This is a genomic window from Dyella acidisoli (assembly GCF_030160295.1).
In the GTDB taxonomy this organism is placed as follows: Bacteria; Pseudomonadota; Gammaproteobacteria; order Xanthomonadales; family Rhodanobacteraceae; genus Dyella_B; species Dyella_B acidisoli.
This window is the reverse complement of record NZ_BSOB01000010.1, coordinates 358,291-380,238: the sequence shown is the minus strand read 5'-3', so window position 1 is coordinate 380,238 and position 21,948 is coordinate 358,291. Positions and strand designations below refer to the sequence as shown.

Annotated in this window: 20 protein-coding genes; 12 read left to right on the top strand and 8 right to left on the bottom strand. The window is 60.9% G+C overall.

Annotated features, from left to right (window positions below; all coding sequences use genetic code 11):
* Positions 1-110 precede the first annotated feature (110 nt).
* The 6 genes from QQJ86_RS06700 to QQJ86_RS06675 are packed head-to-tail and all read left to right on the top strand — an operon-like array spanning position 111 to position 7,173.
* The gene (locus QQJ86_RS06700) at positions 111-1,106 is read left to right on the top strand and encodes an AAA family ATPase (protein WP_284320137.1); all 996 of its coding nucleotides are present in this window, start codon (positions 111-113) and stop codon (positions 1,104-1,106) included.
* Positions 1,103-2,035: a DUF58 domain-containing protein gene (locus tag QQJ86_RS06695; RefSeq protein WP_284320136.1), complete on the top strand. Its 933-nt coding sequence runs from the start codon at positions 1,103-1,105 to the stop codon at positions 2,033-2,035. The genes QQJ86_RS06700 and QQJ86_RS06695 overlap by 4 nt, the downstream gene beginning before the upstream one ends.
* A complete protein-coding gene (locus tag QQJ86_RS06690) occupies positions 2,032-2,535 on the top strand; it encodes a DUF4381 family protein (RefSeq protein WP_284320135.1) in 504 nt (167 codons plus the stop codon). Before QQJ86_RS06695 ends, QQJ86_RS06690 begins: the two co-directional genes overlap by 4 nt.
* The gene (locus QQJ86_RS06685; RefSeq protein WP_284320134.1) at positions 2,528-3,505 is read left to right on the top strand and encodes a VWA domain-containing protein; all 978 of its coding nucleotides are present in this window, start codon (positions 2,528-2,530) and stop codon (positions 3,503-3,505) included. Before QQJ86_RS06690 ends, QQJ86_RS06685 begins: the two co-directional genes overlap by 8 nt.
* Complete coding sequence (locus QQJ86_RS06680; RefSeq protein WP_284320133.1) at positions 3,502-5,436, top strand: tetratricopeptide repeat protein; 1,935 nt, start codon at positions 3,502-3,504, stop codon at positions 5,434-5,436. Before QQJ86_RS06685 ends, QQJ86_RS06680 begins: the two co-directional genes overlap by 4 nt.
* 3 nt (positions 5,437-5,439) lie before the next feature.
* A complete protein-coding gene (locus QQJ86_RS06675; protein ID WP_284320132.1) occupies positions 5,440-7,173 on the top strand; it encodes a BatD family protein in 1,734 nt (577 codons plus the stop codon).
* Here QQJ86_RS06675 and QQJ86_RS06670 read toward each other — a convergent pair.
* Positions 7,160-7,681, bottom strand: a complete 522-nt coding sequence (locus QQJ86_RS06670) for an O-acetyl-ADP-ribose deacetylase (protein ID WP_284320131.1) — start codon at positions 7,679-7,681, stop codon at positions 7,160-7,162. The genes QQJ86_RS06675 and QQJ86_RS06670 overlap by 14 nt on opposite strands.
* A gap of 45 nt (positions 7,682-7,726) precedes the next feature.
* Here QQJ86_RS06670 and QQJ86_RS06665 point away from each other — a divergent pair, with 45 nt between their 5' ends.
* On the top strand, positions 7,727-8,251 hold the full coding sequence (locus QQJ86_RS06665) for a MarR family winged helix-turn-helix transcriptional regulator (RefSeq protein WP_284320130.1): 525 nt from the start codon (positions 7,727-7,729) through the stop codon (positions 8,249-8,251).
* 63 nt (positions 8,252-8,314) lie between these two features.
* On the opposite strand, the gene QQJ86_RS06660 is transcribed toward QQJ86_RS06665, so the two are convergent.
* The 3 genes from QQJ86_RS06660 to QQJ86_RS06650 all read right to left on the bottom strand — a co-directional run bounded on the left by QQJ86_RS06660 (position 8,315) and on the right by QQJ86_RS06650 (position 11,163).
* Positions 8,315-9,760, bottom strand: a complete 1,446-nt coding sequence (locus tag QQJ86_RS06660) for a M20/M25/M40 family metallo-hydrolase (protein ID WP_284320129.1) — start codon at positions 9,758-9,760, stop codon at positions 8,315-8,317.
* Between the two features lie 249 nt (positions 9,761-10,009).
* Positions 10,010-10,411, bottom strand: coding sequence for a large-conductance mechanosensitive channel protein MscL (mscL, locus tag QQJ86_RS06655; protein ID WP_284320128.1), 402 nt, complete (start codon positions 10,409-10,411; stop codon positions 10,010-10,012).
* A gap of 65 nt (positions 10,412-10,476) precedes the next feature.
* The gene (locus tag QQJ86_RS06650) at positions 10,477-11,163 is read right to left on the bottom strand and encodes a fumarylacetoacetate hydrolase family protein (RefSeq protein WP_284320466.1); all 687 of its coding nucleotides are present in this window, start codon (positions 11,161-11,163) and stop codon (positions 10,477-10,479) included.
* A 290-nt stretch (positions 11,164-11,453) separates the two neighbouring features.
* Here QQJ86_RS06650 and QQJ86_RS06645 point away from each other — a divergent pair, with 290 nt between their 5' ends.
* The 4 genes from QQJ86_RS06645 (at position 11,454) to QQJ86_RS06630 (ending at position 15,988) form a co-directional block, all read left to right on the top strand.
* Positions 11,454-12,689: an efflux RND transporter periplasmic adaptor subunit gene (locus QQJ86_RS06645; RefSeq protein ID WP_284320127.1), complete on the top strand. Its 1,236-nt coding sequence runs from the start codon at positions 11,454-11,456 to the stop codon at positions 12,687-12,689.
* A 103-nt stretch (positions 12,690-12,792) separates the two neighbouring features.
* Positions 12,793-13,479 (top strand): ABC transporter ATP-binding protein, encoded by a 687-nt coding sequence (locus QQJ86_RS06640; protein WP_284320126.1) that lies wholly within the window; start codon positions 12,793-12,795, stop codon positions 13,477-13,479.
* Positions 13,480-13,489: 10 nt separating this feature from the next.
* The gene (locus QQJ86_RS06635) at positions 13,490-14,659 is read left to right on the top strand and encodes an ABC transporter permease (protein WP_284320125.1); all 1,170 of its coding nucleotides are present in this window, start codon (positions 13,490-13,492) and stop codon (positions 14,657-14,659) included.
* A gap of 12 nt (positions 14,660-14,671) precedes the next feature.
* Entirely contained in the window at positions 14,672-15,988 is a 1,317-nt protein-coding gene (locus QQJ86_RS06630; RefSeq protein ID WP_284320124.1) for an ABC transporter permease, read from the top strand.
* A gap of 39 nt (positions 15,989-16,027) precedes the next feature.
* Here the strand turns inward: QQJ86_RS06630 and QQJ86_RS06625 are convergent, their stop codons facing one another.
* Positions 16,028-17,467: an MFS transporter gene (locus QQJ86_RS06625; protein ID WP_284320123.1), complete on the bottom strand. Its 1,440-nt coding sequence runs from the start codon at positions 17,465-17,467 to the stop codon at positions 16,028-16,030.
* Positions 17,468-17,551: 84 nt separating this feature from the next.
* On the opposite strand from QQJ86_RS06625, the gene QQJ86_RS06620 reads away from it, so the two are divergent.
* Positions 17,552-18,424 carry a LysR family transcriptional regulator gene (locus tag QQJ86_RS06620; protein WP_284320122.1) on the top strand — a complete coding sequence of 291 codons (873 nt, stop codon included), beginning with the start codon at positions 17,552-17,554 and terminating at the stop codon, positions 18,422-18,424.
* Between the two features lie 92 nt (positions 18,425-18,516).
* Here the strand turns inward: QQJ86_RS06620 and QQJ86_RS06615 are convergent, their stop codons facing one another.
* From QQJ86_RS06615 to QQJ86_RS06605, 3 genes are all read right to left on the bottom strand, one after another.
* Positions 18,517-19,905 carry a short-chain fatty acid transporter gene (locus QQJ86_RS06615; protein WP_284320465.1) on the bottom strand — a complete coding sequence of 463 codons (1,389 nt, stop codon included), beginning with the start codon at positions 19,903-19,905 and terminating at the stop codon, positions 18,517-18,519.
* A gap of 110 nt (positions 19,906-20,015) precedes the next feature.
* On the bottom strand, positions 20,016-20,930 hold the full coding sequence (gene yedA / locus QQJ86_RS06610) for a drug/metabolite exporter YedA (protein WP_284320121.1): 915 nt from the start codon (positions 20,928-20,930) through the stop codon (positions 20,016-20,018).
* Positions 20,931-21,076: 146 nt separating this feature from the next.
* Positions 21,077-21,946, bottom strand: a complete 870-nt coding sequence (locus tag QQJ86_RS06605) for a methylated-DNA--[protein]-cysteine S-methyltransferase (protein WP_284320120.1) — start codon at positions 21,944-21,946, stop codon at positions 21,077-21,079.
* Positions 21,947-21,948 lie beyond the last annotated feature (2 nt).

Genomic DNA, 21,948 nt, shown 5'->3' with positions numbered 1-21,948 from the left:
TGGCCACTCCGGCACAACACGAACCACACAGAGATCATAGACAGGCTCTGGGGCCAAACTTTCCTACCTACCTGTGGTCTCACACCCACCAAGCAGTACAGGATTTTCGGATGGACATGCCCCAAATCCCCACGCCCGGGCATCTGCAGCAAGCTTTTTCACGTCTTCGCGATGATCTGCGACAGCACATCATCGGTCAGCCGAGGCTGATCGATTGCTTGCTGATCGCGCTGCTGGCGGACGGCCATCTGCTGGTGGAAGGCGCGCCAGGGTTGGCCAAGACTACAGCGGTCAAAGCGCTGGCCGGCCGTGTCGATGCCGATTTCCATCGCGTGCAATTCACGCCTGATCTGCTGCCCGCCGATCTCACCGGCACCGATGTATTTCGGCCGCAGTCGGGCAGTTTCGAGTTCGAGCGTGGTCCGTTGTTCCACAACATTGTGCTGGCCGATGAAATCAACCGCGCGCCGGCGAAAGTGCAATCGGCTCTGCTCGAGGCCATGGCGGAACGGCAGATCACCGTAGGGCGCAACACCTGGCATCTGCCAGACCTGTTCATGGTGATGGCGACACAGAACCCGATCGAACAGGAAGGTACCTTCGCGCTACCGGAAGCGCAGCTTGATCGCTTCATCATGCACGTGACGATCGGCTATCCGGATGCCACAGCGGAACTGGCGATTCTGCGCCTTGCGCGGGAGCAGGCCAGCAAGTCTGCGCATGCAGCTACTCCGGCTGTTGCGTTGGTCTCGCAGGAAGATGTATTTGCTGCCCGTGCATCCGTATTGGACGTCCACGTGGCGCCTGCGTTGGAGCAATATCTGACGCAATTGGTGCTCGCAACACGCGATGCCGGTCGTTATGGACAGGAGCTCAAACGCTGGATCGCCTGGGGCGCCAGTCCTCGAGCGACTATTGCGTTGGATCGTTGTGCTCGCGCACATGCATGGTTGAGCGGTCGCGACTTCGCGTTGCCGGAAGACGTGCACGCTGTCGTATACGAAGTGCTGCGCCATCGCGTGTTGCTCAGCTATGAGGCGGAAGCCGAAGGCATCCGCAGCGAGAAGGTCATCGGCCGTTTGCTGGATCTTGTTCCATTGCCGTGAACGCCGTGATCGATCATCACGTGGATGGCGATGGGCGCGTCCGCGTATCACTAGAGGAATTGATTGCTTTGCGCGGTCGCGTCGCACGTTTGCGCGTGCCGCCGCAAGATAGCCGCGCTACGCGGATCGGCGCGCAATCCAGCCGTCTATACGGCCGCGGCATGGATTACGCCGAGTCGCGTGCCTATCAACCTGGCGATGATGTGCGTCGCCTGGACTGGCGGTTGACCGCTCGCAGCGGTCGTTTGCACACGAAGCTGTTCCAGGAAGAGCGCGAAGGGCAGTTGCTGATTCTCCTCGACCATAACCCAAGCATGCGCTTCGGCACCCGTGCGCGCTTCAAGTCCGTGCAGGCAGCACGTGCTGCGGCGCTGGCTGCCTGGTACGCCGTCAAAGCAGGTGAGCGCATCGGCTTGGTGGCGTTCGGCGAAGGCTACTATCTGCAGCGCCCGCGTGGCGGCGCACGTGGCGCGTTGGACGTGTGCGGCATGCTAGGCAAGTGCGATGCCACGCCATCCAGGCAAAGCCAGCCGCTCTCGCAGGCACTGCAACATGTGATCAAGTTGCAGCAAGGCGCCAATCGCGCATTGCTCATTAGCGACGGACAAAGCAGCGATGAAGCCGCTCGCGATCGCTTGCTCGAAATGATGCGACATACGGCGGTGCGCCTGTTGATCGTTGCCGACGCGCTGGAATTGCAGGCAGTTCCAGCGGGAAATTATCCGATCGAACAGGGTGGCGAACGCCGCCAGCTTGCGCTGCACTCCTCGTCCCAACGCGAAGCATTCCAGCAAAGCCTGGGCGAGGGTCAGGCTCGGCTGTCTGCTATGGCGAGATCGCTGGGTATTCCTCATCGCGTCATCGACACCGCTGGTGATCCGCTGGATGCCGTGGCTGCCTTGCTCCACAACGGCGGGAGGTCGCGATGAGGGGGCATTTTCCGCAAACGGCGGATAGTCTCCCGTTGCGAGACATCCATCTTCCGCCTAATCCGCCGTGGTGGCCGCCGGCACCGGGGTGGTGGGTGCTGGTTGCCATTGTCTGCGCAGCTGCCGTATTGGGATATCTGCTTTATCGCCGCGCACGTCGTGCCCGGGTTTGGCGGGAGCGCGTGCTGGCAGAGGTGCGACGGCTCGCCGATCGCCACGCTCACAATGATGCTGCGTACGCCACTGCGCTACACCAACTTTTGCGTCGCGCCGCGTGGCGTTACGCCGAAGATGCGCACCATGTGCAAGGCGAGCCTTGGCGTCACGTGCTGGCGCAGGTATCGGTGGACGATGTCACACTCGACACGTTGATGACACTGGAAGCGAGAATGTATCAACCGCACGCCGAGTTCGATCGAGCGGCGGTCGAAGAAGCCGTACGCCGTTGGTTGCAAGCTGCATGGCGGCGCATGAAGCCGATGGAGATGGGGCGTGCCTGAATTCGCGTGGCCCTGGGTGTTCGTGTTGCTGCCGCTGCCATGGGTGGCCTGGTGGCTATTGAAACCCGCGTCGCCCGGTCAAGCGTTGCGCTTGCCGCATACTTCGCTGTCGTGGAGCGTGGGGCAACATGTATCTGCATCTAGCGCAGCACCGTGGTTGCTGGCGCTTGGCTGGCTGAGCTTGCTCGTTGCCGCCGCAAGGCCACAGCTGTTAGGACCGCCGCAGGCACAGACACACAGTGGCCGCGCAATGATGCTGGCTGTCGATCTTTCCGGCAGCATGCAAACGCCTGACATGGTGCTGGGCGGCCAGCAACTTAGCCGCTTCGGTGCGGTGGAGGCTATCGCGGGCGATTTCATATCTCGCCGCAGCGGCGATGAACTTGGCCTGGTGTTGTTCGGCACGCACGCGTTTTTGGTGACACCGCTCACTTACGATTTGAACTCAGTGCGGGCGCAATTGCGGAGTGCTGTCGTGGGTTTGCCGGGCACGGAAACCGCGATCGGCGATGCAATCGCGGTTGCAGTAAAGCGTCTGGCTGCTTTGCCAGAGCAGGCGCGGGTGCTGATTCTGCTGACGGATGGTGTGAACAATTCCGGCAGCATCTCGCCGCAGGATGCTGCACAGGCCGCCAAAGCCGCCGGCGTGCGCATCTACACCATCGGCGTCGGCGCTACGCGCATGGTCGTCCCTGGCTTGTTCGGTGACAGCGTGGTGAATCCGTCGGCTGATCTGGACGCGGATATGCTCACCTATATCGCGCACGAAACCGGCGGTCAGTTCTATCGCGCCACCGACGGCAATCAGCTTGCTGATGCTTACCGTGCGATCGATGCGTTGGAGCCCATGCCGGAGCACGGTCCCAGCTTCCGTTTGCATCACGAATTGTTCCGCGTGCCGTTGGCGATAGCCGGAGCCTGTCTGTTGCTGGGTTTGTTGTGGCCACGCTGGAAGGGGATGGGCGTGTGAGCGAGGCCTTGCATCAGTTTCATTTTTTGCAGCCCGGGTGGCTACTGGGGTTTTTGGCATTGCCACTGCTGCTGTGGCTGGGTGCGCGCGGTGATGCTTCCCATCGCGCGCTCAGCCGCCTAGCAGATCCGGAGTTGCTGCCGCATCTCGTCAGCGGCAAGGCACGCCATGCTCGTTGGCCGTTGAGTTTGCTTGCGCTGGGATGGGTTTTGGGCATGTTGGCCCTGGCAGGTCCGACGTGGAGTCGCGTTACCGAGCCGATGTTTGCTGACCGTGCCGTGCAGGTCGTCGCCATTTCGCTGTCGCAACACATGTTGGCGCGCGATATGCCACCCAGCCGCATCGAGCGCGCACGTTACAAGGCGCGCGACTTGCTGGTGGCGAACAAGGATGGATTGAACGCTTTGATTGGTTACGCCGGCCAATCCTTCGTCGTAGCGCCGCTCACCAGCGATGCGCATAGCCTGGATGCGCTGCTGGATGCCATGTCACCGGATGTCATGCCGGTGGATGGTGACAACGCGGCACAGGCCATTGAACAAAGCGCGAAGCTGATTCACGACGCCAAGTTGGGTAACGGTTCGATCGTATTGATTACCGATGATGCTGATACCGCTGCACAGGTGGCAGCCGGTGCAGCATGGTCCTCCGGTGTACGCGTGTCCGTGTTGGGCATCGGCACATCGCAGGGGGCTCCGGTCTCGCAAGCTGACGGTGCTTTTGTGCGCGACGACCAAGGCAACATCGTTGTGGCCCGCCGCGACGATCAGCACCTGAGTGCACTTGCCGAGGCGGGTGGCGGGCACTACATGGCCATGACTGCGGATGGCGATGATGTTGCGGCATTGCATGCTTTGTTGCAGCCAACGCAGCGTGCGTCGATTGCGAATGGGCAAAGCAGCGACATATGGGAGGATCGCGGCCCCTGGTTGTTGCTGCCGCTGCTGCTAGTTGCTGCCATGGCGTTTCGCCGTGGCTGGGTCTTGGTGTTGCCGTTGGTGTTGCTGCCCATGTTGCCCACCAGCGCGAAGGCGTCGGGTTGGCAGGACTGGTGGCAGCGTCCCGATCAGCAGGCGGCAAGTGCGTTGCGGCAAGGTGATGCAGCCAAGGCACGGCAACTGGCTGAGGATCCATCGTGGCGCGGAGCTGCCGCTTATCGCGCCAAGGATTACGCCGCAGCGGCGCAAGCTCTGGAGCAAGCCAAAGGCGCCGACTCGCAATACAACCTTGGCAACGCGCTCGCCAAACTAGGCCGCTATCCGGATGCGCTCAAGGCGTACGATCGTGCATTGCAGTTGGATCCGCACAACGAAGATGCGCGAGCCAATCGCAAAACGGTTGAGGAAGCGATGCGCAAGCAGCAACAAAACGCATCATCGCAACAGCAAAAACAGCCATCTGGCGGGCAGAGCGGGAAGAACAATCAGAGCGGCCAGAACGGGCAGTCGTCCGGACAGCAAGGCCAGTCGGGTCAGCAGCAACAAAGTGCTGGCCAGCAGGGTGCGCAAGATAAGCAAAATCAAGGTCAAAACGGCCAGGATCAACCTCAAGGTGATCAGCAAAACGGGTCTCAGCAATCGTCTGCGAACGATCAGCAAACGCAACGTGACGCCAACAGTGCAGCTACGCAGGAGGAGTCCAAATCTTCGCCGGCGCCTACATCCAGCAGCGAGCGCGCACAGGCGACAAAAGCGCAACAGGGCTTGCAAGCGCAAATGAATCAGGCGCTGGCTGGCAAGCAAGCAAAGACGGCCACCACGCAAGCACATGAGCTGGGTGTGGTCGACAGCGATGATCCACTCGCGAAGTTGCCCAACGATGTGCGCCGCAATCTGCAACGCGTGCCCGACGATCCGGGCGCGTTGCTACGGCGGAAATTCGAGCTGGAATACCGCGAGCGCATGGGCGCACAACCGGTCGAGGGGGATTAAGTGATGCGTTGGTTGCTGTTGCTCTGTCTTCTGTTGTCGCCATGTATCGTCATGGCAACGAGCGTGCAAGCAACACTGGATCGCAATGACGTACATCTGGGCGAAACCGTTACGCTCAATCTACGCATCGACGGCACGATGAATGCGAATACGCCAGATCTGAGCGCGCTGGATCATGATTTCGAAGTGCTCGGCGCCTCCACCAATAGCTCGCTCAACATCGTCAACGGGCAGCAGACAGCGGAGCTGATCATCGGTGTGGCGTTGCGTCCCAAGCACACGGGTGATCTGCAGATTCCGCCGCTGACGGTGGCGGGCAGTCAAACCCAAGCATTGAGCCTGCACGTGGGGCAGCCGGATGCATCGGCCAGCACGAATGCCGGTAAGAACGTGTTCGTCGAAGTGTCCACCAGCTCGAACCACGCTTATGTCGGGCAGCAGTTGCTCTACACCGTCCGGCTGTTTTTCGATGTCAATCTCAATAGCGGAAGCCTGGCCGATCCACACGCCGACGGTACCGATCTGCGCAAACTCGGCAACGATACGGATTACCAGACAGTGCGCAACGGTCGTCACTATCAAGTGATCGAGCGGCGTTATGCATTAACGCCGCAACGCGCTGGCACTCTGACCATTCCTTCCATCGAGTTCCAGGGCGAAGCGGTCGACCCCGGCAATCCGAACGACCCTGGCGGCTTTTTCAATCCGGGCGGCTTGTTCGGTAATTCCACGCCGGTGACCGCCGATTCGCCGGAAGTAAACCTCGACGTACAAGCACCGCCCGCGGACTGGAGCAAGACGGCTTGGTTGCCTGCGCGCTCGCTGACGCTGAGCCTGGAAGGTCTGCCGAGCGACGACAAAATCACCGCGGGACAGCCGCTGAATCTGCGTATGCGCGTGGAAGCGCAAGGCTTGCCGGGTGATGCATTGCCAGAGTTGAGCCTGCCCGCCATCGATGGCGCAACGATTTATCCAGATCAGCCCAACACGACCACGCGTGACGATGGCGAATGGTTGACCGGGCGGCGTGAGCGCAGTTTTGCGATCTTTCCGCAGCATGCCGGTGCGCTGACCATTCCCGAAATCACGCTCACTTGGTTTGATGTGCAGAATGGACAGAAGCGTGTCGCTACGATTCCAGCGCATACGTTCACTGTAGTGGCTGCCAGCGGAACACCTGCTGTGGCTTCGTCGGCGCCGCAACCTGTTGCGGCTCCTGCACCATTGGCTGCGAGCAGTGTTGCTCCATCTACGTCCGTGGTGCCTGCATCCAACGCAACATCATCGACACCTTGGCGTTGGATTGCCCTGGGCAGCATCGCTTTGTGGTTGATCAGCATGGTGGCTTTCGGGTGGTTCTACCGAAGCAAACGGTCACGTGCATCTCATGCCACCACGAGCCACAGCGAATCTGGCGATTCGGCGCGAGCCCTGCGTCAGGCATTTCTAGATGCAGTGCACAGCAATGATCGGCCGGCCCAGCCGCGCCGTCTGCTCGCTTGGGCGCGTGTTGAACGGCCCGGATTGCGGAACCTTGGACAAGTGGCCGAGGCGCTGGCTTCCGAAGAGCAGCGTGCAGCGATCGAACAGCTGCAGCGCGAGCAATATGCGGGCGTTAACGCGGAGCAGCGTATCAATGTCGCTGCAGCATTTGCCAAAGGATTCGTGTGGCGCCAGGAAAACACATCGGAAGTGGATTCCCCGTTGCCGCCGTTGTATCCGTTCAAACTCGATTGAGCGCTTCCTGCCAGATCGACGCCATGCGTTCGTCGTAGCAGCAAAGCTGTACATCCATCGCTTCATGCGCAGTCAGCAAACCTTTCAGTGTCGCAACGGCCACACGTGATGCCTGTTCGGGTGGATAGCCGTAAACGCCGCAGCTGATGGCCGGAAAGGCGATACTTCGAATCGCGTGCTCGGTCGCCAGCGCGATGCACGAGCGGTAGCAGCCCGCCAGCAGCTCAGGTTCACCCTGCCGACCGTCTTTCCATATGGGACCTACCGTATGAATCACATAGCGCGCCCGCAGCGCAAAGCCTGGCGTGATGCGTGCTTCGCCCGTGGGACAGCGCACCCCGGGCGCTACTTGTGGCAAGGCTCTGCAAGCTTCCAGCAAGCCAGGACCGGCCGCGCGATGGATGGCCCCATCCACGCCACCGCCGCCCAGCAAGGCAGGGTTGGCCGCGTTCACGATGGCGTCCAGAGCTAACCGGGTGAGGTCGGAAGTGACAACACTAATGGGCATATTTTGGGCTTATGCTTGAGCAACGCGACACCGGGCGATTGCATCATGCCAAAGACGGAAGACATTTCCTTTGGGTACTTGCTGAACGACATTACTTTGCTGTTTCGCAAGCATTTTGACCGGCGTGCGGTGAAATTTGGTTTGACGCGAGCCCAGTGGCGCGCCACCAAAATGCTCTATCACCGCGAAGGCCTGCGCCAGACGGAGCTGGCCGAATTCCTGGAAATGGAGCCGATCGCAGTCGGTCGCGTCATCGACCGACTGCAAGCCGCGGGCTTCGTGGAGCGGCGGCCCGATCCCAAGGATCGCCGGGCTTGGCGCCTCTACACCACTGCGCAGGCGAGCGGGGTGATCGACGACATGGAGCGCATCGCCCGCGACCTACGCAGGGAGTGCACAGAAGGCATCACCTACGAGGAAATGACGCAGGCGATGGATGTGCTGACGCGCCTGAAGGAAAACCTGCAAGCGCTTGATGCCACTGAAACGCCGGTGGCCCAGGATGAAGATGTCGTGGTTCCTTCCACCCTTCGGGGAGAGGAATCCGCTCCTGACTCGATCGGGGGCTGAAGGGCTAAGAGCCCTTAGCCTCGCCCCCTCCCAGGAGGGAGAGGGCGATAAATGGCAGAGTGATCAGTCGTCCGCCCCATCATGCGCAAAGGCATTTGGCGCAGAACCGAAATCGCCGTCCGCCTGTGCAGCCATGTAGGAGAACACGGCATACACCGCCACGTTCTGCGCCAGCTGCTTCGGATCGATCTTGTCCAACGTATCGTTGGCGGTGTGGTGCCAATCGAAGTAGTAGGTGCCGTCCTGCATGAGGGTGAGCGCGGCCATGCCCTTGCCGTGCATTTGTGACAGGTCGGAACCGCCGCCGCCCGGCTTCTTGGTGTCATAGCTCACGCCGATCGGTGCCAGCACCTTGGCGATTTGCGCGATAGCGCCGCGCGCTTCCGGCTTCACGCTAGCGGTCATCTGCCATATCGGGCCGGCGCCGAAATCCGATTCGGTGCCAAGCTGGAATTTGCCCACTTCCGCCGCATGCTTTTCGGCGTAAGCGCGACCGCCCCACAAGCCCATCTCCTCGTTCGCGAAAGCGATCACGCGGATGGTGCGGTCCGGGCGTTGCGGCAGATCGTGAATCACCTTGGCAGCACCCACGGCGATCGCCACGCCAGCGCCGTCATCGATAGCGCCGGTACCTGGATCCCAGGAATCGAGATGGCCGCCGATAGCGATCACCTGGTCCGGATACTTGCTGCCGGTAATCTCGCCGATCACATTCGCGCCGGTGTACTGGCCTTCGATGCCACAGTCCAGATCGAGCTTCACGGTAACAGGCTTGCCGCTAGCCAGCACGCGTTCGAGCTGGTCGGCGTCGGGATTCGACAGCGCGGCGGCGGGAATCGCCTTGGTCGGATCGGTAAAACCGGTCACGCCGGTATGCGGGGTGCGGCTCTGCGCATCCGTGCCGGCGGAACGCAACAAATAGCCCGCGGCACCTTTCGCCTGCGCGAGCACTGGGCCTTGCACGCGGATCGGCGAGCCGATGCGGCCATAGTCGAGACCATCCTTGTGCCGCTGCATGCGCTCGCCGATATAGACGATCTTGCCCTTCACGCTGGCAGGATCGGCAGCCTTCAATGCATCCAGGCTCGCGAACTGCACCACTTCAGCCGTAAGGCCACCCTTGGGCGTGGCGGGCGAATAACCCAGCGCGATCAGCGTCAGCGGCTGCGGAAAGGGCGCGACGATGGCGCCGTGCTCGCTGCGGCGCACCCACAGCGGATACGTCACCTGTTCGGTGTAGACCTTGTCGAAGCCCAGTGCCTTGAACTTCGCGATCATCCAATCGCGGCCACGCTCATCGTTCACGCCGCCGGCAAGGCGTGCGCCGATTTCGGTGGTGAGGCCTTCCACCACCTTGTAGGCGGTGTCGTCATGCAGGGCCTTGTCGCGCAGTTGTTCGGCCGTCTGCACGGCGGATGCGGGGATGGTGGTGGGCGCATCCTTGGCGCAGGCAAATCCAGTAGCCAGCATCAAGCTGGCGGCGAGCAGGGTGAGGGAGGGGCGGTACATGGCGACTCCTGGTGGCAAGCACCGAATTATGGGGCTCGCATCAGACAGTGCTTAGGCCGAAAGTCATGCCTGCGATAGACGAATCTGATGAGTGTTGTGTCTCAGCAAAATTCCCGTCGCCCCGGCGAAGGCTGGGGGCCCAGCGACTTTAAGGCCGAAAGACACTGGACCCCGGCCTTCGCCGGGGCGACGAATATGAAGATGAAAGGTGTAGCTGAGACTCGACACTCACCAGGTAAACGAACGCGTTTACTGCTTGTTTTTCAGCAAATCGCGAATTTCCGTCAGCAGTGCCACTTCCGGTGGTGTAGCCGCGGCAGCCTTGGTGTAGAACTTGTTGATGATCTTCACCAGCATGAAGATGGCGAACGCCACGATCACGAAGGCGATGATGTTGTTGATGAAGCTGCCATAGGCAAGCGCCACTTCGGGAATCTTGTGCGCAGGGTTGCTGTTGTCGGCGGGCTTGATCACCCACTTCATATCCGAAAAATCGATGCCGCCGGTGATCCAGCCGATCGGCGGCATGATCACGTCGGTCACCAGTGAGGTGACGATCTTGCCGAAGGCGCCGCCAATGACGACACCAACCGCCATGTCGACCACGTTGCCGCGCACGGCAAATTCTTTGAATTCTTGCAGCACGCCCATTGTCGTCTCCTTAAGTGTGTACGCCGGATAGCGTCGTGAACTTTAACGTAAGAGACGGTCGGTGCTTACACGATCCGCCCTTCCAATACGGCAATGTTTTCCAGTTCTGCGCGGAACACATCACCACGCCGCAGTGCCGCCACGCCTGCGGGCGTACCGGTAAAAATGAGATCGCCGGGCTTCAGTTCGAACAACCGTGACAATGCAACGATGATGTCCGCCACGTCGTGCACCATGTCGCCGAGCCGCCCTTGCTGACGCATGCTGCCATTCACCTCCAGGCTGATACGTGTATCGGCCTGGGGCGAAGCGTCACTTGCAGCGCGCAAGGCCGAAACGGGTGCAGAATGGTCGAACGCCTTGGCCACGTCCCATGGATGGCTTTTGGCCTTGGCGATGGCCTGCAGGTCGCGGCGGGTCAGATCGAGTCCCACGCCATAACCGAAAATCGCTTGTGCGGCCTGCGTGGCATCCAGATCACGGCCGCCAGCCTTCAGCGCCACCACCATCTCCACCTCGTGATGCAGGTCGGAAGTGGCCGATGGATAAGGCACGTCTCCACCATCCGCGACCACGGCATCAGCAGGTTTACAGAAGAACATGGGCGCGGAGGCGTCTACAGTGGCCCCCATTTCACGCGCATGTTCGGCGTAGTTGCGGCCGATGCAGAATATGCGACGGATAGGGAAGCGTTCCTCGCGGCCGATGACAGGGAGGCTGGGCAGGGCTGGCGGATCAATGACGTAGCGCATTGGCAAGAGGTTAACAGTTCCGTTCGCCCGCCGGGACAAGCAGATAGCTACGCCAGTCACCGCGGATTTGGCAGCAGTCTCTGGCTGGTCACGCGCTAAGTCAGCGATGCGCAAGCGAGAATGCGCACCCTATGCGGTTCAATGCAATGGAACATGGATTTGTCGATTCTTCGACCCCTCGCACGTCGTAAGACATGACAGCTGTCATTGGCATAGGTTGATGAGCGCACGTAGCGAGGCACGGCCGGTGCCACTATCGTGCGTGCATCGGGGACAACAGGACATCAAGCGTGAGCCATACCGATCTTCTAAAGGAATTACGGATCGAACGTCACCAGCGTGAAGACCATGGCGCCGGGCCTGGGCCATGGCCATGGATCGCTGGAGCCGTTGTGCTGGTTGCCGCGTTAGCGGCAGGCGCCTGGTGGTGGTTCGGTCATCGCCCCATCCCCGTGCACACCGCACAGGCCGTTGCGGCTGCCAGCGATCCTTCGGCTGGCGCTGTATTACAGGCGACGGGTTACGTCACCGCGCGTCGCCAGGCCACTGTTTCTGCGCAGATCACCGGCACCCTGACGGAGGTGCTGATCGAGGAAGGCGATCGCGTGAAGCTGGGCCAGATTCTGGCAAAACTTGACGACAGCCAATACAAGGCTGCGCTCGATACGGCCGTCGCGCAGGCAAAGGCGGCGCATGCGCTGGTGGATCAATTTCAAGCGCAACTGGCCCAAAATCTGCGTGATGCGACCCGCAATGAATCGCTGGCCGAGCGAGGACTGATTTCCAAGCAGGCCGCGGAACAGTCCCGCACGCTGGCAAACAGCACGCGCGCGCAATTGGTTTCACAGCAGCGGCAGGCCACCGCCGCCGATGCGCAGGTGACGGAAGCGCAGGTCAATTTCGGCTACTGCCTCATTCGCGCTCCGTTCGATGGCGTAATCACCACCAAGGATGCGCAGGTGGGCGAAGTCGTTTCGCCGTTCTCTGCTGGCGGCGGCTTCACGCGCACCGGCATCGGCACCATCGTGGACATGGATTCGTTGGAAGTGGATGTCGACGTCAACGAGGCCTACATCGGCCGCGTCACGCCGAACATGTCGGCCGAAGCTGTGCTGGATGCGTATCCGGATTGGCGGATTCCCGCACACGTCATCGCGATTGTGCCGGCTGCCGATCGCGGCAAAGCCACGGTGAAAGTGCGCGTGGCCATGGAAAAGAAAGATGCGCGCATCGTGCCCGATATGGGTGTGCGCGTATCGTTCCTGGAAGCGGCGAAACCGGCCGTCGCCGAGCAAGCGCCAAAGGGTGTGCTGGTGCCGGCCAAGGCAATCGTGAAGCGCGATGGCAGCGATAGTGTTTTCATCGTGACCAGCGGAACCGCGCATCGGCAGACAGTGCAGCCTGCTACGCAAGCCTTCGGCGATATGCGACTGGTTCCGGCTTCGGTGAATGCCGGCGATAGCGTGGTGGTGTCGCCGCCGGACGATTTGCGTGACGGCTCGAATGTAAGCGTGCAAACGCATTAAAGAGTGATGCTTCCTCTCCTGCAAGCAGGAGGAGAGGAAATACAACCCACGGCACGCGCATGGCGCGCGCGGCCACACAAGTTCCACTCGGGAGGATGTAGCTATGGGTACGTTGATCGAGATCCGCGATCTTTCCAAGGTTTATGAACGCGGCAGACAGAAAGTCGAGGTGTTGCATCACATCAACCTCAATATTGCCGAGGGTGACTTCCTGGCATTGATGGGTCCGTCCGGTTCGGGCAAGACCACCTTGCTGAACCTGGTCGGTGGCCTGGACACGCCGACCGGTGGCAGCATCAGCGTGGGCGGACAACGCATCGACAAGTTCGGCGCCGGTGCGCTGGCACGTTGGCGTGCCTCGAACGTCGGCTTCGTGTTCCAGTTCTACAACCTGATGCCGATGCTGAGCGCGCAGAAGAACGTGGAACTGCCGCTGCTGTTGACCAAGCTGTCGGCAGGACAGCGGCGCAAGAACGCAGCCATTGCGCTGCAGTTGGTGGGCTTGGCGGATCGCGCATCGCACAAACCCAGCGAGCTCTCCGGCGGTCAACAGCAGCGCGTGGCGATTGCGCGCGCGATCGTTTCCGACCCTGGCCTGCTGGTATGCGACGAGCCGACTGGCGACCTGGATCGTCATTCCGCAGAAGAAGTGCTCGGTTTGCTGCGTCAGCTCAATCGCGAACACGGCAAGACCATTGTGATGGTCACGCATGATCCGAAGGCGGCCGAGTACGCAGACCACACGTTGCATCTCGACAAGGGCACGCTGGTCGAGCAGGTCACGGCCTGAGGAGGGTGTGATGAAATACTTTCATCTGATCTGGGCAGCGCTGTTCCGGCGCAAGACCCGTACGATCCTCACGCTGGTATCGATCGCGGCGGCATTTCTGCTGTTCGGTATGCTCGATGCGGTGCGCACGTCGTTCGATCAGGCGGGCAAGAGCGCCAACGGCGCCCACCGCCTCCAGACCGGCGCCAAGCTGTCGTTTATCCAGCCGTTACCGCAAGGCCTGGGGGAAAAAATCGCCACCGTGCCCGGCGTGAAATCGGTGGCTTACTCCAATTGGTTCGGCGGTGCGTATCAGGACCCGCACAACCAGGTGTTCACCTTTGCAGTCAGCGACAATTACACCGATCAATATCCCGAAGTAGCAGTGAGCGACGACGAACGCAAAACCTTCATGCAAACGCGCACCGGCATTCTGGTGGGTGACAAGCTGATGGAGAAATACCACTGGAAAGTGGGCGATCAGATTCCGCTGCAGTCGAATATCTTCCCACAGCAGAACGGCAGCAAGAACTGGACCTTCAACATCGTCGGCGTCCTGCATCCCAAGGAAGCGAGTGCTGGCTTTTACAGCCAGATCATCCTGATGCACTGGAAGTATTTCGACGACGCAGTACAGAAGGGTTACAACAATGGTCAGGTGGGCTGGTACGTTGTAAGCGTGGCTGATGTAAATCAGGCCGATCAAGTGGCCAAGGCGATCGATGCGTTGTCGGCCAACTCGGACCATGAAACGCGCACGCAGACGGAAGCTGCAGCCACCGCATCGTGGATGAAGCAACTGGCCGATATCGGCTTGATTGTCGGATCGATCATGGGCGCCGTGTTCTTCACGCTGTTGCTGCTTACCGGCAACACGATGATGCAGGCGGTACGTGAGCGTACCTCGGAACTGGCAGTGCTGAAGACGCTGGGCTTTTCCGATCACAGCGTGCTGGCGATGGTGCTGGCCGAATCAGTCCTGCTCGTGCTGTTGGGCGGCGTGATCGGCATTGCGTTGGCAGCCATGTTGATCCCGGGCGTCAGCGCAAGCAGTGGCGGCATGCTCAATCTGCCCACGGTAGGAACGAACAGCTGGCTGTTGGGTGTTGTCCTGATGTTGGCGATCGGCATAGTGGTGGGTGCGATACCTGCATGGCGCGCAATGCGCTTGAACATTGTCGATGCGCTGGCCGGCCGCTAAAGGAGCACAGACATGAGATTTCTCTTCAATCTTGGCGTACTGCTGGCACTGATCGTCGCCATCGTGGTTTGGGCGTTGGTGCCGTGGTACGTGATAGTGGCATTGGTTGTGCTGTTCGCAGGATGGCTGGTGCTCTCCCGTCGCGGAAAACAAGCTGCTTCGGTGACCAGCGTAGGTGTCAGCACGCTCAAACAGCGTCTGGGTTCATCTTCGGTGGTTATCGTCGGTATTGCCGGCGTGGTCGGCGTGTTGGTCGCATTGCTCGCGATGGGCGAGGGTTATAGCGAAACCTTACGCAAGACAGGCAGCGACGATACCGTCATGGTGCTGCGCGGCGGCTCGGCCACCGAAGTGAGTTCCGTACTGAGTCGCGACAGCATCCTGGTGATCGAGCAAGCAGCGGGCATTGCGCGCGACGGGCAGGGAAAACCCATCACCTCCGGCGAAATCGTGGTGGCCGCCAACTTGCCAGTGAAAGGCGGTGCACCGGATGATGAAGGCAGTGTGCAGCTGCGCGGTGCGGGCGATGGCGCATGGGCTTTGCGCCCCAATCTGAAAATCATCGCGGGTCGCAAATTCCAGCCCGGCATGCGCGAACTGGTGGTAGGCCAGGGTGCGCAGCGCCAGTTTGCGGGTCTTGAGCCTGGCCGTGATGTGAAGCTCGGTGCGCAAACTTGGAAGGTGGTTGGCGTGTTCGCCTCCGGTGACGCGATGGATTCGGAGGTCTGGGGCGATGCCGACGTGATTGCCGAAGCCTATCGCCGTGGCAGCAGTCGTACATCGGTGGTGGCCAAGCTCACTGACGCCAAAGCCTTCGACACGTTCAAGGCAGCATTGGCCGGTGATCCGCGCCTGCAGGTGGACGTGGATACCACGCTCAATTACTTCAGCAAGCAGTCCGAAGGCATGAGCAAAGTCATGCGTGTGATGGGCATTACAGTGGGCACGATCATGGCCATCGGCGCCATCTTTGGCGCGCTGAACACCATGTTTGCCGCTGTTGCTGCACGAGCACGAGAAATCGCCACACTGCGCGCTATTGGTTTTCGCGGTGTGCCCGTCGTGGTGGCAGTGATGCTGGAAACCATGTTGCTGGCGCTGATCGGTGGCTTGATCGGTGGGGTGCTCGCCTGGCTGATCTTCAATGGCTGGACCGCCTCGACGTTGGCGACAGGCACCACCGGGCAACTTGCGTTTACCTTCAAAGTGACGCCGAGCCTACTGTGGGAAGGTCTGAAGTGGGCGCTGGCGATCGGCTTCGTCGGTGGTTTGTTTCCGGCCTTGCGTGCAGCGCGTTTGCCCGTTACCACGGCCCTGCGCGAGCTATGAACTAACGACGCAGGTTGGGGTGCAAACCCCAACCTGCGCTCAATCCATCGTTACGACGGCGCGCGCAGGTGCATGGCTTCGCTTGGCGCGTCCCATGCCCATCGACAGCAAGGCCACCACCACCAGCGCAACCACGTTGCAGCTCAGGCCTGTCGCGAATGCATGCTCATAGGCCTTCGCCCCTGTCTGCCCACGCAACACGGTGTAGAACACGCCGCCAATCATCGCGACACCTAGTGCCGCGCTGATCTGCAAAGCTGTGATGACCATGCCCGAAGCCAAGCCTGCATGTCTGGTTTCGACGCCGCTGATCACCGCGCGGATCAACGCCGGCATCGCAACGCCAAAACCGAAGCCTGCGATGGCAAGTCCAGGAACAAATGCGGTATGCGGTAGTGCGTTCAATACCGTTGCGATCAGCATGCCGAAGCCGAATGCCTGGCATGCGCACGCCAAAGGCAAGGCGCGATGGCCCAGTGCATTGATCAAGCGCGAAGCCAACATTGATCCGCAGAAATAGCCGACGGTGAACGGCACGGTTGCCAATCCCGCTTGCAGTGCGCTGCGCAGCAGGCCGCTTTGCAGATAAACGGCATATGTGAGGAAAAAGGACGACGTGAGATAGATGCCCAGGGCAGCCAGTATCCCTAACGAAAAATCGCCTTCGCCAAACAGCCGCACGTCGATCAATGGCGAACCGCCATGTCTCGCTACACGTGCTTCAAAACGCAGGAATACAGCGAACATGACGAACGAGCACGCCAGCATGGCATACGTCCATGCCGGCCAACCTTGGTCACGGCCTTCCACCAGCGGATACACCAGGAAGGCCAGGGCGATTGACAGTAACGCGACACCGCCAAGATCCAGCTGCATGGCATGCTCCGCGCGTGATTCGCGCAACAGCATGGAACCGGCGATAAGCGCAACCGCGCCCACCGGCAAATTCACCAGGAAGATGAGCTGCCAACCCATGCCCCATAAGTGACTCGATACGAGCGAGCCGCCGAGCAAGGCCCCGAGTGTCGCGGCAACCCCGAACGTGGCGGAATACAGGCCCAAGGCGCGCGGCTGCTCCGAATGTGGAAACATCACCCGGATCGATGCCAGCACTTGCGGTGCCAAGGCGGCGGCCGTCATGCCCTGCAGCATGCGCCCGGCCAGCAGCGCTTCGGACGACCACGCCAGTCCGCACAGCAACGAGGCCAGCGTGAACCCGCCGATGCCGAGCAGGAACATTCGTCGTCGCCCATAGAGGTCGCCCAGCCGGCCGCCGGTGATTAGGAACACCGCATAGGTTGCGGCGTAAGCGGAAATCACGAACTGCAATTGCGCGGCGCTGGAGTGCAGCGCTGCACGGATCGAAGGCAGCGCCACGTTCACAATGAAAAAATCCAGCGGCGGCAGAAAAGCACCCGCCAACAAAACAGACAAGGCCAACCATCGCCGCGGGTCGCCTGCAGCGTCATGCGTATTCATGCCTTGCTCCTTTGGCAAACCAGCGTGGTGTTCATGCTAATTCGGTCGTAAGATAAGAAAAACTCATGATTGAGAGATTTAGTCATGACAAATGAAAATGCTTATCTACGCCGGCCGCTGGACCTGGATGCGGTGCAGGCCTTCGTGCTGGTGGCTGACTTCAACAGCTTCACGCGCGCCGCAGAGGCGACCGGCACCACCCAATCCGCCATCAGCTTGAAACTGAAGCGACTGGAAGATCGGCTTGGACACCGCTTGCTGGAACGCACACCGCGGCGCGTACGCTTACTGTCCGAAGGCGAGGCCTTTCTCAGTGCTGCGCGCGAACTGCTAGACGCGCACGAACGCGCGCTGCATCGGCGGATTGCTGCCCGCCTCAATCTACGCATTGGCATCAGCGATCAAGCTGCCGGCACGGAATTGCCGGCACTGCTCGCCAAACTCGGCGCCTACGATCGGTCCCTATGCATGGAAGTGCGCGTAGGCGCTTCGCACGGCCTGCTTGCAGCGTATGATCGCGGCGATTTGGATGTGGCGATCGTCTGCCGCGACGGGCCGCGCGGCGACGGCGAAAGTCTCTTCGTTGAACCGTATAACTGGTACGCCCTGCCGGGTTTCGAGTGGCCAAGTGAGGAACCGCTGCGCATCGCCTCGCTGGCCGCACCTTGCATGATTCGCGCACGAGCACTGAAGACTTTGGACGATGCGGGTGTGCCATGGACCGAGGTATTCGTGGGCGGCGGCTTGCCAGCGGTAGTGGCCGCAGCAGCGGCCGGACTCGCCGTCGCGCCATTGCCACACAGAGTATGTGTGCCCACCTTGGCTGATGTCGGCGAGCGCTTAGGGCTGCCGCGCCTGCCGCTTACCGAAGTGATGCTGCATCACCGTGCTACCGAACCAAGAATGCGCGGGGCAGTGCGCATTCTCGCCGCCGCGTTGCGGGCAAGTGCAGGCTGACGTAGGTTGGGTTAGCGCAGCGTAACCCAACAATGCCGTTGGAACATGTTGGGTTACCCCCGGATCAAGTCCGGGGTAACCCAACCTCACTTTCATGGCATCAGGGGCGGCACATAGTGCAGTGTCAGCCCAAACAGCCACAGCATCCCAAGCACCAGTGGCACGTGCACCACGAGCTGGATGAAGGTGAAGCCAACCACGTCGCGTGCCTTCAATCCCAGCACGCCCAGTAGCGGCAGCATCCAGAACGGGTTGATCAGGTTCGGCAACGCTTCGGCTGCGTTGTACACCTGCACTGCCCAGCCAAGATGCACGTGCAGATCGTTGGCGGCCTGCATCACGTACGGTGCTTCGATCAGCCACTTGCCGCCGCCCGATGGCACGAAGAAACCCAGCACGGACGAGTACACGCCCATCACCAGTGGGAAGCTGCTGGTGGAGGCGATATGCACGAACAGGTCGGACAGACGATGTGCGAGCGTTTGGCCGTCCAAACCTTGCGCATGGGTCAGTAGTGCGGCGATACCGCCATAAAGGGGGAATTGGATCAACACGCCCGCGGTGCTCGGCACGGCCCGCGTCACTGCGTTGAGGAAACTGCGCGGCCGCCAGTGCAGTAACAGGCCAAGCGTAAGGAACAGGAAGTTGTACGTGTTGAGATTGGCGATGGCGGTTACAGCGGGCTTGCTGGCGAATTCGTATCCCAGCCAACCGAGCCCAAGTACGCCGATCAGTATGGACAACAGCGGACTGTATTCCAGCCATTCACCAGGGCGGCTGCGTGGTGGCAAGGCGGGTGTGGAGGTCTCAACCGCATCGAAATCCTGTGCGGTACGCGCATGCGCATCCGACGGCGCGGTGAACCAGCAGATCACCAGCGAAACCAGAATCAGCATCGCCGTCAGCGCGATCGACTGCCACAGAAAAATCGTCTGGCTGAAAGGCAGTACGCCGGTGATCGCCAACAGCCCCGGCGGCATGCTCTTGGGATTGGCCTGCAACTGCGCAGCCGATGAAGACAAACCCATCGCCCACACTGCACCCAGGCCGAGATACGCCGCAGCACCTGCTGCGCGGTAATCCATGCGCAGTTCTTCGCGCCGCGCCAGCGCGCGCACTAGCAAGCCGCCGAACACCAGCGAAAAGCCCCATGACAACAGTGACGCGAGCATGCTGATCAGGCCGACGAAGCAGATCGCAGTTCGCCCGGTGCGTGGTGTGCGAGCGAGAAAATCGATCAAACGCGCCACGATCGGTGCAGTAGCCACCACGTAGCCACCGATCACCACGAAGGCCATCTGCATAGTGAAGGGGATCAAGCTCCAGAAACCGTCGCCGAATGCATTGACGGTCACGGCGGGCGTTGTGCCGAAGGACAATACGGCGGCGGCGACCACGATCACGCCCAGTGCCGCGAAAACCCACGCATCAGGAAACCAGCGTTCTGCCCATGCGGCACTGCGTAAAGCAGCGCGAGCCATCCAGCCGTCGGTTGCGTTGCTCATGGACGCCTCCCCTAAAAGGAATGCGTCTATGGTGATGTGTTGTTACGCGCGACAGCAAGGGGCCGTACGTGGCACTTCGATGACAGTCAGTGCGCCCGTCTTTGCCGCGCGATCGTGATGATGGCGACACCCAACAGAATCACCGCCATGCCAGCCAGGTCGTAGTGACCTATGCTTTCTCCAAGCAGCAATACGCCGAACAATACAGCCACTGGCGGATTGACGTAGGCATAGCTGGTAGCAAAGGCAGGGCGCGCGTGCTTGAGCGCGTACAGATAGGCGCTGAACGCAACCAGCGATCCGAACACCACCAAATAACCCGCTGCGAGTGTGGCATGCAGTGTGGGATGCGGAGGCAATTTTTCCCCGGTGAGGAATCCCACGACGAGCAGAGCAACGCTTCCGCACAACATCTGCGCAGCGGTATTCATCATGCCCGCAGGCATGTCCTGGTGTTTGCTCCACACGGAGCCGAAAGCCCAGGCCGCCGACGCTACCAACAACGCAACTGCGCCAATATGCGAACCAGACAAAGCGCTGCCGAGATTCAGCACGATTACGCCGACAAAGCCGATCAACAAGCCTGTCGTTTCAGATCGCGTCGGCCACGTACCGTAAAGCCCGGCAAAGATCGCTGCGAATAACGGCATGCTTGCCACGGCTACCGCAGAGATGCCCGAGCTCACGCTTTGCTCGGCGTAACAGACCAATCCGTTGCCGAAGGCCAGCAACAGCACACCGGTGAAGGCGGCGTTGCGCCATTGGCGCGCGGTCGGCAATGGCGTGCCGCGCAAGCGTAGATAACCGAACAACAGCAGGCCCGCCACCGCGAAACGCAGCCCGGCAAGCAGAAAAGGTGGATAGCTTTCCAGCGCGATACGTATCGCCAGGTACGTCGAGCCCCAAACGATGTACAGCGCGAACATCGCCAGAGGTACCCACGTACCCGCGCGGCTTTCTTCGCGTGCCGTGGCAAGCGTGTTGGTGGCAGAGTCGTTCATGAGTGGGGAAGTCGGGGAAAGCAGGTGTAACGATACCTGCATGGCGGGCGTTGTTGTAGCGAAAGCCCTGCAAGCTTGAGTTGACTGGCAGTCAACGCGCTGGCGCCGCATCACATCCTTCCCTCTCGATGGAGAGGGAGTAGGTGTTACGAAGCCTTGCTATCAATGCGCCTCTCTTCCTGCGCCAGCAACGCACGCTTGCGTTCCACACCCCAGCGCCAACCTCCTGGCGAGCCATCTTCGCGCACGATGCGATGGCATGGGACGATCAACGCAAGACGGTTGCTGCCGCATGCCTGGCCGATCGCGCGCGCTGCACCGGGCTTGCCCAGTTCGGCTGCGAGTTCGCCGTAGCTCTTGGTGGTACCGGCCGGGATGCGCGTGAGCGCTTCCCACACGCGCCACTGGAACGCCGTGGCGGCCACGTCGAGCGGTGGCATATCCGGTGCTGCGCGATCGCTCCAGCCGAGTTCGCTGGCGATACGGGCGATCACCGCGTCCAGCCATTCCTCGCGTCCATTGTCGACGCGTTCGCGCGTGGCCTGGGGGAATTCCTCGGTCAGACGCTGCTCCAGTTCCTTGTCGTTCGCACCAAGCGTGACGGAACAGATGCCTTTTGCCGTAGCGGCTACCAGCAATTGTCCTAGCGGCGTGCTGGTGGTGGTGTAGCGGATATTTGCGCCAGCGCCGCCGGCGCGGTAACTGGCAGGTGTCATGCCCAGCAGGCGATTGGTGTGTTCGTAGACGCGGCTGCCAGAACCGAAGCCGGCGTCGTAGACCGCATCGGCAACGGCAGCGCCTTTACGCAGTGCGCTCTTGAACTGACCGAAGCGGCGTGCGCGATGGTATTCGGCGGGGCTCATGCCGTAGCGGCGACGGAATGCCCGCTGCAGATGACTGGGGCTCAGCTTGGCCGCATCAGCAAGTGTGGCCAACGACGGTGCTTCCGCTGCGCGCTCAATGAGCGCGCGGACGTGTTCCAGCGGAGCTTCAAGGGTGGCTAGAGAGTTGCGCATGG